Below are 14,642 nucleotides of genomic sequence, written 5' to 3' on the forward strand. Positions count from 1 at the left end.
CATCGATCATGTTCAAAAACTATGTAAAAATCGCTTGGCGGAATCTTCTAAAAAACAAACAACAGACTATCATTAATGTATTAGGGCTGACCGTGGGTACCGTGAGTTGCTTGTGCATTTTACTGTATGTATTCGCCCAATTCGGCTATGATGAGCACCATGATAATGCGGCCTCTATTTTTAGAGTAGAAACCTTAATTGAAAGAGAGGGCAAAGACGGTTTTAATACCGCAGCAGCTTCTCCACCAACTGCTTTTGCGTTAAAAGAGGATTTTCCAGAAGTTAAAGAGGCAACAAGGGTGGTATTAACAGATGTGTTCTATAGTAATCTCATTAGCGCCGCCGATAGCGAAGATGCATACTATGAACCTAGGGTATATATTGCAGATTCCACTTTTTTTAAGGTTTTCAGTTATCGGTTTTTAGAGGGTAATCAAAAGAACGCCCTACATGAGCCCAACACCTTGGTTCTTTCTTCTTCGCTTGCCAACAAACTTTTTGGCAAACAAAAGGCTTTGGATAGGGCAGTAATCTGGGGAAGTGGAGAGAATGTCCAAACATTGACTGTAAAAGGTGTTTTTGATGATTCGTATGCAAAATCACATTTGAATCCCAATTACATAGTAAGCATGAGCACTGAAGGAATGGGCACTTTTGTACAGGGTTTTCAAGATTTCGCCACCAATAATTTCGTATACAGCTATGTAAGATTGACCTCAAACGCAAATGCATCGAGCTTACAAAATAAACTTCCTGAATTTATTCAGAACAGAGGTGCCGAAGATTTGGCCAACGCTGGTATGGACAATAAAGAATTGTTTTTAAGAAATGTATCGGATATCCATTTATATTCTGCGGATATGCCCAATCAAATCCATGAGGTTTCAAACATAAAATTCCTGTATTTTCTATTGACCTTGGCCATTTTTATTCAATTGGTAGCCTGTGTCAATTTTATCAACCTGAGTACGGCCAGGGCCAGTAAAAGGGCAAAGGAAATAGGGGTTCGAAAAGTGGCAGGGGCTTTTAAGAATACATTAATGCGACAGTTTTTGGGTGAATCTTTGTCGTTATCGCTATTTGCAATGCTCATAAGTATTCCATTGACAATCATGTTACTTCCTTTGGTGAATAATCTTGCAGGTGTCTATTTGACCCATCAAGACATCATGAGCTGGAAAATCGGTTTCTTGCTACTAGGTCTGGGCATAGTCACCGGATTCGTCTCTGGGATTTACCCTGCCACAGTACTATCAGCTATAAAACCTATTAAAGCACTTAAGAGCAACACCATAATACAATCAGATAAGGGTGTTTTTCGTAAAGCTTTGGTCGTCTTTCAATTTGTCGTTTCCATTGCTCTGATAGCGACGGTAATTGTGATTACGCAGCAATTTCAATTTACTCAGAAGAAAGATTTGGGTTATTCCAAGGACAACCTCCTGGCCTTGAGAATCGGAACGGATGAGGCTTCCAATAAGTTCGAATCCATTAAGTCTTCTTTTCTTGAAATACCCGGAGTACTGCATGTATCAAGTGGACTTTACGCCCCATCTGAAGTTATATTAAGTGATAACGGTCTATATCTTCCGGGAGGAAATCGAGAACACAATACTCTTGTAAAAAGGCACGGTATTAGCGAGGGCTATTTTGAAACATTAGATATTCCTATCCTAAGAGGTAGGGATTTCACTCCGGCAGATACCATTGATCAAATTATTGTAAATCAAGCCACTCTGAAAGCCTTCAATATTAAAGAAGAGGATGCTCTGAGCACTAGACTTATAGAGAGCTTTGGAGATGAGACTTCTGAAATGAGAATTATAGGTGTAGTTGAAGATTACCATTTTGCATCTTTGAAACATGAAATTGCACCCTTATTTCTATATAAGGAAGAGAACCCAAACTGGTTGTTTATCAAAACCAAAACTACAGATTACACACAATTACTTAAAAACCTGGAAAACAAATGGAAGGCAATAGTAAAGCAGGTACCTTTCGATTATCGCTTTGTTGATAGGGAGGTAGAAAGAATGTATGAGGAGGAAAAACGCCTTGGACAAATATCTATGGTATTTACAATTCTGGCCATTTTCATCAGTTGTTTGGGTCTCTTTGGTTTGGTCTCGTATGTTGCCGAACAGAAGAAAAAAGAAATTGGAATACGAAAAGTGCTTGGAGCCTCAGTCACATCAGTGGTTCAAATGCTCACAAAGGATTTTTTGAAGTTGGTACTGGTTGCCGTGGCCGTTGCCACCCCCTTAGCATATTATTTCATACAGCGCTGGTTGCAAGATTTCACCTACAGGATAGAAATACAGTGGTGGGTATTTGCCCTTGCGGGCGGTTCTGCTTTGGTTATCACCTTTATTACAGTTGGTTTTCAATCACTGAAATCAGCTGTTGCTAACCCTGTAAAGAATCTGAGGGTGGAGTAAGTGGATTGCTATGGATTACAGTTAACTGTTAATTAAAAATCGTCAATCATGTTCAAAAACTATCTAAAAATAGCTGTTCGAAGTATTTCCAAGAACAAAACTTACTCGTTCATCAATATTGGCGGATTGGCACTTGGTCTTACAGTGGCTATGCTTATAGGTTTATGGATTCATGATGAAAAAACTTTCAATACGAATTTTAAGAACCATGACCACATAGCACAGGTGCTTGTAAACAAAACCAACAACGGTGAAATTCGAACTAGGTTTACCCTACCCTACCCCTTGGCCGCTGAGTTGCGCAGTGTCTATGCCGGTGATTTCAAGTACGTGGTAATGAGTTCTTTTCCTGGTGACAATGTGTTGTCCTTTAAGGAAAAAAATCAGAACCAATATGGTGCCTATATGGAGAAAGATGCCCTCCGTTTGTTCTCCTTCACCATGTTAAAAGGAAATCATAATGCACTTAACGACCCCAATGCCATTGTACTTTCTGCATCGGCTGCCAATGCCTTGTTTGGTAATGAAGAACCTATCGGAAAAACAATGCGCTTGAACGATAATTTCGTCGTTACGGTAAAGGGCGTTTTTGAAGACCTTCCGACCAATGCAAATGTATTTGAGCCACTTGCTGCTTTTTCAGAATCCAAAAAGCTTGACTTCATTGCTCCGTGGGACCTATATGTATCGATGTATGAATGGGTAAAGACCGCACGTGATCGAAAGCTATGGGATAACAATTCCTATCAAGTATATGTGGCAGTGTCCAATCAGTCTACCATAGAAGCTGTAAGTCATAAAATCAAGAATACCCTTTACGACCATGTTCCGGACGAAACCAAAAGAAGCAATCCGGAAATCTTTCTTCATCCTATGAAAGATTGGCATTTAAAATCAAGCTTTAAGAATGGTCTTTCCTACGGTGGAGCGATTCAATATGTGCGCATGTTCGGTATAATTGGCGTGTTCGTATTGCTTTTGGCCTGTATCAATTTTATGAACTTGAGTACCGCCAGGTCACAGAAACGTGCCAAGGAAGTAGGGATACGAAAAACGGTTGGCTCAAACAAAAACCAACTAATTGAGCAATTCTTGTTTGAATCACTGTTGGTCACCTGTTGTGCTTTTGCAATCGCCTGTACTTTAGTTGTCCTGCTTCTACCCCTATTCAACCAATTAGCGGATAAACAGATTCTTTTCCCCTATGCAAATCCCTTATTTTGGTGTATAGGTTTGGGATTGATATCCGTTACGAGTCTATTGGCCGGCAGTTATCCCGCTTTGTACCTCTCTTCCTTCAGACCAGTTCGCGTTTTGAAGGGAACCATCCAAGCGGGCAAATCGGCAGTGTCATTTCGTAAAGTACTGGTCGTGGTGCAATTTATAGTTTCCATCATTTTGGTATCTGGCACTATGGTAGTTAATCAACAAATACAACATTCAAAAAATCGACCTATAGGCTATAATAAGAATGGCCTAATTATGATTGAAAAAACCACCGAAGCATTTGAGGGGAAATACAATGTACTTCGCGAAGCCTTTAAAAAAAGTGGGGCGGTGGCAGAAATGGCAGAATCCTCGAATCCGATGACCGAGGTGTGGAACAGTAACGGCGGTTATGATTGGGAAGGCAAAAATCCTGATTTTATCACCAATATCGTTAACTTTTATGTATCCCATGATTATGGAAAGACCGTAGGTTGGGAAGTGAAGTTCGGCAGGAATTTTTCAAGGGATTTAGCCTCAGATTCCACAGCATATATCCTCAATGAAGCCGCGGTTGAATATATGGGTTTGCAAGACCCCGTTGATAAGACCATCCGTTGGTATGACGGGGAGCATAAGGTTATTGGGGTCGTCAAAAATATGTTGACCGAGTCCCCTTTTGAACCAGTCAAACAGGCTATTTACAGTATTAACTACAATGAGACCAATTGGATTAACCTAAAATTGTCTCCCGAGAAAAGTATTACTCAGTCTTTGGAAAAGATTGAGACGGAGTTTGCCATATTTGCCCCGAGCATTCCCTTTGAATTTCAATTTGTGGATAATGCCTTCGGACACAAATTCAAAGCTGAGGAACGCATGCGAAAATTATCGGGTATCTTTTCCGTCCTGGCCATTTTCATAAGCTGCTTAGGGTTATTCGGACTATCTACTTTTATGGCCGAAAGACGCACCAAGGAAATTGGTATTCGCAAGGTATTAGGAGCGTCCATAATGAGTCTTTTTAAGATGCTTTCACGAGATTTTGTTTTGCTGGTACTATTTTCTGGCCTCATTGCTATTCCCGTTGCCTACTACGTGATGCAACAATGGCTGGAAAACTATACTTATCACATCAGCATTCCATGGTGGGTTTTTGGAGTGGCCATTTTATCCGTAATGTTCATTGCCCTTTTTACCATAAGCTATCAAGCCGCCCGAGCGGCAATTGTCAATCCTGTAAAAAGTTTGCGCACACAATAAGAAAGTCAATCAAAAGCAAGTCACTATGTTCAAGAACTATTTGAAAGTTGCCTTACGAAACCTATGGAAAAACAGACTGTTCTCCGGTATTGGAATTCTTGGCCTGTCCATTGCCTTTGGTGTAGCTACCCTATTGACCATGGATTCGCTTCATGAGCTTTCTTATGATAATTTTCATACCAACGGCGATAGAATCTATCAGGTTCATATTACTTGGCAAACTCCTAAAGGGACTGAGGTCGGAACGAGCCAGCCAACTCCTTTTGCAGAAGCATTAGCCTTTGAAGTGCCCGGTGTAGAGAAAATAACCCGATTTCTTGAAGAGGAAGCTTTGACCATTTATAATGAAAAAGAACTAGGTTTAGATGCCATTTATGTAGACCCTGATTTTTTTGAGATGTTCAGTTTCCCTATCCTTCAGGGCACCAAAAAAAACACTTTGGTTGATGTTTCATCCGTAGTACTTACAAAGAGTTCGGCAACCAAATTATTCGGTAGTGAAAGCCCTGTTGGAAAAACGGTAACTGTCTTAATTAATGGAAAAAATGAACCTTTTGTTGTTAGAGCCGTTGCACCCGACCAACCTGAAAATAGTTCTATTGAATTTGATATCGCCTTACCTTTTGAGAAGAATCCTGAATATGAGGAAACCAAAGAACATTGGTATGCGCAATACCATGAGGTTTATCTTCAATTGGAAGAACAGGTGTACGCAAAGACGTTCGAAGAAAACAGTCGGAGCTTTACCAATTTGCATTATGAAGGAGCAGTTGAAAACCTCAAACGTGATGGAGCACTTCCCAACCAAAATGGCGATTTTCTCCAACTAGGTCTTTTGCCCATAACAAACAAGCGTTTTGTTAGGTATAACAAGGGATATGTTGAGATTAGTAGAGCGAAAGTATATGTCGTTTTAGGGGTTGCTCTACTTATTCTATTCATAGCTTGTGTCAACTTTGTTAATATGAGCATTGCCAAAAGCGCTCAACGACTCAGAGAGATTGGAATGCGCAAGACACTTGGTGCGGAGAAGCGGCAGCTCTTCTTTCAATTCTGGGGAGAAAGTCTAATTGTTTTTATAATCTCATTGGGAATTGGAGTACTATTGAGTTTGTTTTTAGAGGATAACTTTCAAACCTTATTTAAGACAGGTGCAACATTTGATATCCTTTTAACCCCTATCTTGATTTTTACAACATTGCTTTTAGTATTGTTGATATCCCTAATTGTTGGAGGATATCCAGCGCTACTTCTTAGCCGTTTGACCACTATTCAATCCTTGAAAGGAAAGTTGGGCTCCTCAGGGAAAAACCATTTGCGTGACGGACTTATAATACTTCAGTTTGGAATTGCCATCCTACTAATTAGCGGGACATTTATCCTTAATGGACAGATTGAGTACATGAGAAACAAAGACTTGGGTTATGACAAGGAACAGGTGGTTTCATTTCCTTTAAATGGAAAGAAGAACAGCTATGATACGGTTAAACTGCTTAGAGAAGAACTAAAGGACAATCAAGACATTCTAGCTATCACGGCAGCTGACAACAATTTAGGGAGAGGGAAGGACGGAAGTCTATCTTCCAGTGTATGGGGTTTTGACTACAAGGGAAAAAGTGTCCGCACAAATACTTTGGTTGTTGATTATGATTACGTCAAAACCTTGGGGCTTGATTTTAAGGAGGGTAGAAGTTTTGATTTTGAAAGAGAAAATGATGCTTATACGGTAATTATCAACGAAAGTATGGCAAAGGAGTTGGAAGAGCACGAACCATTAACAGTACAACTACCCGCTGGAGATAGTTTGGGTTATGCCGTAATAGGAGTGGTCAAAGACTACATTTTTCAGGATATTTCAAAGGCCATAGAGCCCCTGACTATTTTCTTGAATAGAGAGAGTGGACTCACATACGCTTATGTTAGAGTGGCCCCTTCAAACATGGCAGATTCTTTTCTGGCCATTCAAAATGCCTACAAAAAAATAGAGCCAAATGCCGAATTCTTAGGTTCATTTTTAGATGAAAATGTAGACCGAACCTTCCGCAGGGAAAAAACAATGGCAGCACTTGTTACCAGTGGTTCCATCATCGCGATACTTTTAAGTTGTGTAGGTCTGTTTGCCATGTCAATGCTAATCACAAACCAGCGTATCAAAGAAATTGGTATTCGAAAGGTCATTGGTGCCAGCGTGGCCTCGGTGACTTATTTGTTGACCAAAGATTTTCTAAAATTGGTTCTTGTTGCTTTTGTCATTGCGACCCCAATATCGTGGTGGCTTGCCAACGAATGGCTAAAAGAATATGCAAATCGAGTCGATTTGAGCTGGCACTTCTTCGCTGTTTCTGGAGTTCTGGCTTTGCTTATTGCAGTGTTGACCATCAGCACCAAAACGATAAAATCAGCATTGGCAAATCCTGTGAAAAGTTTAAGGACCGAGTAGTAATCAAAAAACTAGAAATCATGCTTAAAAACTATCTGAAAATTGCTTGGAGAAACATTGTAAACAATAAGGTTTTTTCATTGTTAAATACCATTGGTTTGGCAACAGGACTGTCATGTAGTCTGCTCATTTACCTATGGGTTTCAGACGAACTGGCCATGGACAAATACCATGAAAACATAGATAGACTCTATTCAGTTTATCAAAAACAGATTTTTGAAGGGAGAGTGGATGCCTTATACGCCACACCAGCACCACTTTACAGGGAGTTAAAAAATAAGATTCCCGAAATAGAGCAAGCCACCCCTGCGAGCTGGAAGAGCACCAAGACCTTTGCCTATGAAAATAAGACCTTTAAACAGGAAGGGTATTTTGTAGGAGAGGACTATTTTAATATATTTTCATATAACATCTTGGCAGGAACCATCGCCACGGCCATGGATTCCCCGGATGATTTGGTTATTTCTGAACAAATGGCACAAAAGTTTTTTGGAAGTGCCACAAATGCCATAGGCAAATCCATTATCTATGAAAATAGCCGTCCACTTACGGTATCTGCAGTGTTTAAGGAAGTTAACTCCTCCAATTCCAAAAAGAGTGATTTTTTCCTGCATTGGGATATTTTCTTGGAAGAGAATGGTTGGGCTCCTGATATCACCAATAGTGGCTCACTCACGTTTTTACTCCTCAAAGAGAATTCAGATGTTGTAACAGTAAAAGACAAACTAAAAGACTTTCTAACACCTTACAGGACGCAGGAGGATGCCAATTTTACAGTGGAATTAGAGCTTCAGCCCTTTGGAGAAACGTATTTAAACAGCCATTTTGAAAATGGTATTATTTCCGGTGGCCGCATCGAAAATGTACGCATCTTCGGATTTATAGCCTTTTTCGTTTTGTTGATTGCCTGTATCAACTTTATGAACCTAGCCTCTGCCAGTTCTTTAAAGAGAGCCAAGGAAGTTGGGGTACGAAAATCCCTAGGAGCAAAAAAAGGAAGCCTAGTGTCCCAATTCTTGGGAGAGGCATTGTTGCTTACACTACTTAGCACCTTTTTAGCCTTAATCTTGGTTACGCTTTTATTACCATTGTTTAATGAACTTTCTGGTAAAAATTTGAGCCTTTTAGAACTTTCACCCATATCTTGGTTGGGTATTTTGGGCATTACCTTATTGACGGGAGTGGTTTCCGGAAGCTATCCTTCATTCGTATTATCTTCTTTTAGTACTATCGATATTTTTAAGAATAATAGCAAAGCTAATGCCAGTTCCCAATGGATTCGCAAGGGATTGGTAGTTTTCCAATTTGCTTTAACGATCGTCCTCATTTCAGGAATGCTAATTACTTCACGACAAATCCATTTCATCCAGCATCAAGATTTAGGTTTTGACCGCCATAATGTTGTCCTTTTCATTTTCCAAGGAGATTCTACACATTCCTACGCAAGTCTAAAAGAAAGAGCTTTGAAACTTCCGGGGGTGGAGTCCGTGTCCATAACCGATGCAGGTCCCATGCAGATTTCGAATGGATTTGATGATGTGGTCTGGGCTGGTAAACCTGCAGATGACCCAACGATATTTATGAGTATGGCTGTAGGGTCCAATTTTTCTAAGGCTTGGGGTACGGAAATACTTTTAGGCAGTGATTTTTCCGATATCACTGCTGCCGATGATTCAGGCTATATCATTAATGAGACCGCTTTGAAAATCATGGGGTTAAAAGATCCTATAGGTCAGCCTCTGGCTATGTGGGGTAGAGAAGGGCAAATTGTTGGGGTAATGAAAGACTTTCCCTTAAACACATTAAAATCTACTATTCCTCCTTTGATTATTCGCAATGGAGAGCAACTAAACAGAGGAGCCGTTTTGGCCCGTATTCGTCCGGAAAACGCAATGCAAACGGTAGAGGCTTTACAAGAGTTGTATACAGAGATGCTTCCAGAAATTCCTTTTGAATATGTTTTTTCTGATGCATGGTACAATGATATGTACAAAAGTGAGAACGTATTTTTCAAGCTCTCTCAATACTTTTCACTCATAGCCATATTTATTTCATGTCTGGGACTATTTGGACTCGTCATTTTTTCAGCCCAACAACGTGTAAAGGAAATTGGAATACGAAAAGTGCTAGGTGCTTCGGTCCAGAAAATAACTAGTCTTTTGATTAATGATTTTCTTAAGCTCGTGGTTTTGGGTATAACCATAGGTTTCCCCATAGCTTGGTATATTATGGATAAATGGTTGACTAGCTATGAATATCGTATTGAGATGCCCTGGTGGACATTTGGACTGTCGGGAACGTTGGTCGTCGCCTTAGCGCTATTGACTGTTGGTTTTAAGTCAGTAAGTGCAGCTATGGAGAATCCTGTGAAAAGTCTACGAACTGAATAACAAAATTAAAGAACAGAAAACCATGCTCAAGAATCACATCAAGCTTTTCCTAAGGAACATCTCCAGAGACAAAAGTACCTTCTTCATTAATTTGGTTGGTCTAACATCAAGCTTAACCTGTGTACTCTTGGTCTTTTTATGGGTGAAGGATGAGGTTGTAAAAGACCAATTCCACGCCAACAAAGAGCAATTGTACCAAGTTTTCAGGCACGTGCCAAATGGACAGGGTTCCTTGAATACCTACACCTCAAATTCCAGTTTGATGCTTAAAGCTTTGCAACAAGAAGTTCCTGAAGTTGAGCAAGCTGTGGCTATTTTTAGGATAAACGGGAATGCAATGCTCCAAACCGAAGATAAAAAGCTTGCCAGTATAGGTTTCTTTGCTAGTGAGGACTACTTTAAACTGTTCTCCATTCCACTAATAGAGGGTAATACCAATGAGGTTTTGCGTGATGTAAACTCCATGGCCATTTCAAAAAGAATGGCGGAAAACCTATTTGGCCAAGAAAGCTTTGCTATTGGAAAAAGCCTCATTGTCAAAAACGGGGAAGATGGATTGGAAGATGTATTTACCATCAATGGTATTTTTGAAATCCCAAAGAACTCCTCAGAAAATTTCGATTTTGTGCTCTCTTACAAGAAGTTCTTACAAAAAAGGGACTCTAGGGATATTCATTGGGGGAGTAATAGTTCCAGAGTGTATGCCCTCCTTAAGACGGGAGTTGGAATTGAATCTTTCAATTCGAAAATAAAGGACTTTATTAAAACGAAGGATTCCGAAAACCAGGCAAGTGTGTTCTTTGGACTATATGCCGATAATTATTTAAAAAATCGCTTTGTTAATGGAAAACGGTCAGGGGGACGAATTACTTATGTAATCCTTTTGTCAATAGTTGCTTTGTTCATACTCACCATCGCTTGTATCAACTTCATGAATTTATCCACCGCAAGGGCCTCAAAAAGAATAAAGGAAATTGGCGTAAAGAAGGTGGTAGGGGCAGAAAGAAATTCTTTGGTTTTGCAATTTTTAACTGAGTCTGTATTGCTTGCATTCTTTTCTATGATTCTTGCCTACCTCACAGTAGCTTTAATTTTACCCTGGTTCAGTGATGTTACCGGAAAACAGCTTGAATTTCCTTTCAACATCAGTCTTATTCTTTTAATAACAGGAATCGCTGTGGTAACGGGTCTAGTATCCGGTAGCTATCCAGCATTTTATCTTACAAAATTCAAGGCAATAAGTGTTTTAAAAGGAAAATTGCCCATTTCCCATGGAAATCGTTTAGTACGCAAAGGGTTGGTCATATTTCAATTCAGTATTTCAATCTTACTTATTGTTGCTGTAAGCGTTATTTATATGCAGTTGGATTTTATTCAATCAAAAAATCTAGGGTATAATAAGGATAATATTATAGCTATTGAACGCCAAGATGGGTTGGTAAACAATATGGAGACTTTTCTTCAGGAAGCAAGAATGATTCCAGGGGTAGTAAACGCTTCTTATATGCAGGGTGATATGACCAACTTTAGTAATTCGTCCTCCAATCATAGGTGGCCAGGTCAAAGCGAAGAATCCAAGAAACTTACTTTCAGGCATGCCCATGTAGGGCCCAATTTCATAGAGACCATGGGTATTGAAATGAAAGAAGGTCGCTCTTACGTTAACGAGGTCCCCAATAACAATTCTAAAATAATTTTAAATGAAACTGCGGTAAAGTTGATGGGGCTGGAGAATCCGATAGGGACCGTTATTGATATGCGAGGTCCCAACCGGGAAATCATAGGAGTGGTAAAAGATTTCAATATTCAATCCCTGTATGAAGAGATTACGCCCATGGCACTTGTCTGTAGGTCCGAATGGATAAGTACGTTATTAATAAAAATAAAGGCCGGTGAAGAAAAAAAGACAATAACAGCACTGACCCAGTTATTCGAAAAATTCAATCCAGGTCTTCCTTTTGATTTTGACTTTCTGGATTCCCAATACGAACAACTCTACCTAGCCGAACAAAGAGTAGCTTCCTTGTCAAAATATTTAGCGGGACTTGCAATTTTAATCTCTTGTTTGGGACTTTTTGGATTGGTGACCTTTACCGCACAGCTAAGAAAAAGGGAGGTCAGTATTAGAAAAGTTTTGGGGCAGACCACATCCCAGGCATTTATCATGTTATCAAGCGAATTTATAAAACTGGTAGTTGCGGCTATGGTTGTAACATTGCCAATCGCCTATCTTTTGGCAAACGACTGGTTATCCGATTTTGCCTATCGCATACCTTTGAGGATTTGGTATTTTCTAGGCGCTGGATGTGCCGCTCTGTTGATTGCCATGTTCACGGTTGCAGGTCAATCCTTATTAACTGCAAATAGTAGTCCTGCAAAGGCTTTAAGACAAGAATAAACTTAGAATAAAAACAGTATTATGCTATTACAATTAAAAAACATATTCAAATGGGTCAACTCAGGTGGCCAACGTATTTTTTTGCTTAAAGATGTCAACCTAGAGGTATCCGAAGGGGAGTTTATTTCCATAATGGGGCCTTCAGGTTCTGGAAAATCCACATTGCTCAACGTAATAGGAATGTTGGATGGATTTGATGAAGGAGAGTACCATTTTTTGGACGAATCAGTTCATTCCTTAAAGGAAAAGCATAGATCTAATTTGTATAAGGAGTACATCGGGTTTGTCTTTCAATCCTATCATCTACTAGACGATTTGACGGTAAAAGAAAATCTGGAAATGCCCTTGTTGTACAAAAAATATGGTTCTTCAGAACGAAAGGCTAAAGTTGCCGACATGTTGGACCGCTTTAATATTGTAGGAAAAAAAGACCTTTTCCCAGCCCAACTCAGTGGTGGGCAACAACAATTGGTTGGAATTGCAAGAGCCTTAATTTCAAACCCCAAACTTATTTTGGCCGATGAACCCACAGGAAACCTAAATTCTAAGCAAGGTGAAGAAATCATGGAGCTTTTTAAGAAATTGAACGACGAAGGTGTAACCATTATACAAGTGACTCATTCCGAGAAAAATGCCGCTTATGGTTCAAGGATTATCAATCTTTTGGACGGTAGGATGGTTTAGTCATATCCTTCTGGGTGTAATTCATCATAATCCGTGACTTCTTGAAAGTGTTTGGCCAACAACAGTATTTTTCCTTCATCATACAGGTTCCCGACCAAGGTTAGACTGGTAGGGAGTTTTTCATCATCCAAACCTGTAGGTATGGCTATTACGGGATGCCCTGTTAAGTTGGTAATAACCAATTGTTTATTTCCGAACGAAGGGGATATCAATACGTCATAATCCTTCATGATTTGGTGCATCTTTTCGATAAGGATCTGCCTATGCCGATTGGCCTGTAAATATTCTACGGCGGGAATAAAACGGGATTGTCGCAACGAATTTGCACGAGACCTCTTGTGTTGTTCCACCATGATATCGACTTCTCCAGACCGTACCAGTTCATCAAAAAATGCCCCTGATTCCGATCTTAAGATAATGTCAAATCCATCGTAAGGCACATCCGTGGGTAAATGAACCGGCATCGGTTCAATCCCCATCTTTTTGAATGTAGTCAATGCCTTTAATAAATTGGCCTTGCCCTTAGTAGTATCCTTTTCAATATCATCTTTCAAATAGGCCACTTTAAGGGTTTTAACGTCCATCTTCGGGTTAAAGGAAAAAGGAATTGAGGTTGTTGTTTTATCCTTTTCATCCTTTCCTTGAATGATACTAAATACAATGGCACAGTCTTCAGCGTTTCTGCACATAGGACCCACCTTGTCCATAGACCACGATAAGCTCATTACGCCATGTCTACTTACCTGACCATACGTAGGTCTTAAGCCTGTAATTCCATTTTTTGAGCTAGGCGAAGTGATTGAGCCCAAAGTTTCCGTACCCAAGGCAAAAGGCACTAAACCAGCTGACGTGGCACTACCAGAACCAGCTGAAGAACCACCAGCCCCTTTCGAAGTATCCCAGGGATTCCTGGTTTTCCCCCCGAACCAGACATCGCCACGAGCAAGAGCTCCAGAAACCAATTTGGCCACCAAAATTCCACCAGCTTCATCCAAATGTTTCACTACGGTAGCGGTTTCTTCAATACGCTGGGTTTTATAGGGTTCAGAACCCCATGTAGTGGGATACCCTTCAACAGCCATCAAATCCTTGACACCATAGGGAATACCATGTAGAATTCCGCGATAATGACCTTCGGCAAGTTCGTTATCCAGTTGCCTTGCTCTGTCCAATGCCAAGTCTTCTGTCAAAGTAATGGTACATTCTAGTTTGGGACTGTATTTTTTCAACCTATCCAAATAGAATTGGGTAAGCCCCAAACAGGTTATTTTCTTGTTTTTTATCAACGAAGCTAGCTTTGGAATGGCGAAGAATGCCAGTTCACTCATGTTTTCAGGCATCTGAACGGTATCAGTCACCGTCCATGTCAAAATCGTGTCTTTAGAGGAGGGAATCTGGAAACCTCTGGGTATGGGGTCAAATAAAATGGCAGGAAAAACCTCATCTGCTACGGGATACTTACGCAAAGAATCATATCCTTTTTTGTTCCTCTGTAAGTACTCTTGAAGGGTGTCTATCTTTTGTTTCGAAAATTCAATCCCAATTAATTCCTGAGATTTTTTTATACTTTTCTTTGTGACTGTTCCTTTTTGCGTTCCGCACGCTATTAATAAAAGTGTCATCAAATAAACGGCAAGCTTAAAATTGGATGCTTTTAAGAAGCTCATATGTAACGTTTGTCTAGTGTTATCCTATCGATTGATTTTATTCTAGGATGGAAACAGCAACCACGCTTCATCAATCAAACAATGTGAAGATAAGAATATCAAAATTGCTTAGGGGGTGGAGGCAATTGCATTATGCTATTAAAAAGGTCGCTTTTT

General features: G+C 40.0%; 7 protein-coding genes. 6 read left to right on the forward strand and 1 reads right to left on the reverse strand.

Translation table 11 applies throughout. The annotated features are described in order from the left end of the window. The first annotated feature begins 8 nt into the window (after nucleotides 1–8). From CLV81_RS04095 to CLV81_RS04120, 6 genes are read left to right on the forward strand one after another with little or no spacing between them, the layout of a single operon-like run. Complete coding sequence (locus CLV81_RS04095; protein WP_106143776.1) at nucleotides 9–2,438, forward strand: ABC transporter permease; 2,430 nt, start codon at nucleotides 9–11, stop codon at nucleotides 2,436–2,438. A gap of 48 nt (nucleotides 2,439–2,486) precedes the next feature. Further along, nucleotides 2,487–4,907, forward strand: a complete 2,421-nt coding sequence (locus CLV81_RS04100; protein ID WP_106143777.1) for an ABC transporter permease — start codon at nucleotides 2,487–2,489, stop codon at nucleotides 4,905–4,907. Nucleotides 4,908–4,932: 25 nt separating this feature from the next. Further along, nucleotides 4,933–7,347, forward strand: coding sequence for an ABC transporter permease (locus tag CLV81_RS04105; RefSeq protein ID WP_106143778.1), 2,415 nt, complete (start codon nucleotides 4,933–4,935; stop codon nucleotides 7,345–7,347). Between the two features lie 20 nt (nucleotides 7,348–7,367). After that, entirely contained in the window at nucleotides 7,368–9,737 is a 2,370-nt protein-coding gene (locus CLV81_RS04110) for an ABC transporter permease (RefSeq protein ID WP_106143779.1), read from the forward strand. Nucleotides 9,738–9,759: 22 nt separating this feature from the next. After that, nucleotides 9,760–12,135 (forward strand): ABC transporter permease, encoded by a 2,376-nt coding sequence (locus tag CLV81_RS04115; protein WP_106143780.1) that lies wholly within the window; start codon nucleotides 9,760–9,762, stop codon nucleotides 12,133–12,135. Between the two features lie 21 nt (nucleotides 12,136–12,156). Beyond that, nucleotides 12,157–12,819, forward strand: coding sequence for an ABC transporter ATP-binding protein (locus tag CLV81_RS04120; RefSeq protein ID WP_106143781.1), 663 nt, complete (start codon nucleotides 12,157–12,159; stop codon nucleotides 12,817–12,819). On the opposite strand, the gene CLV81_RS04125 is transcribed toward CLV81_RS04120, so the two are convergent. Next, nucleotides 12,816–14,486 (reverse strand): amidase family protein, encoded by a 1,671-nt coding sequence (locus tag CLV81_RS04125; RefSeq protein WP_106143782.1) that lies wholly within the window; start codon nucleotides 14,484–14,486, stop codon nucleotides 12,816–12,818. The two genes, CLV81_RS04120 and CLV81_RS04125, sit on opposite strands and share 4 nt — an antisense overlap. Nucleotides 14,487–14,642 lie beyond the last annotated feature (156 nt).

Source organism: Flagellimonas meridianipacifica (assembly GCF_003001695.1).
Taxonomy (GTDB): domain Bacteria; phylum Bacteroidota; class Bacteroidia; order Flavobacteriales; family Flavobacteriaceae; genus Flagellimonas; species Flagellimonas meridianipacifica.

Bases quoted from the DNA above. Each gene is read 5' to 3' on its own strand.
- CLV81_RS04095 (WP_106143776.1), top strand. From the start codon at position 9: ATGTTCAAAAACTATGTAAAAATCGCTTGGCGGAATCTTCTAAAAAAC.
- CLV81_RS04100 (WP_106143777.1), top strand. From the start codon at position 2,487: ATGTTCAAAAACTATCTAAAAATAGCTGTTCGAAGTATTTCCAAGAAC.
- CLV81_RS04105 (WP_106143778.1), top strand. From the start codon at position 4,933: ATGTTCAAGAACTATTTGAAAGTTGCCTTACGAAACCTATGGAAAAAC.
- CLV81_RS04110 (WP_106143779.1), top strand. From the start codon at position 7,368: ATGCTTAAAAACTATCTGAAAATTGCTTGGAGAAACATTGTAAACAAT.
- CLV81_RS04115 (WP_106143780.1), top strand. From the start codon at position 9,760: ATGCTCAAGAATCACATCAAGCTTTTCCTAAGGAACATCTCCAGAGAC.
- CLV81_RS04120 (WP_106143781.1), top strand. From the start codon at position 12,157: ATGCTATTACAATTAAAAAACATATTCAAATGGGTCAACTCAGGTGGC.
- CLV81_RS04125 (WP_106143782.1), bottom strand. From the start codon at position 14,486: ATGAGCTTCTTAAAAGCATCCAATTTTAAGCTTGCCGTTTATTTGATG.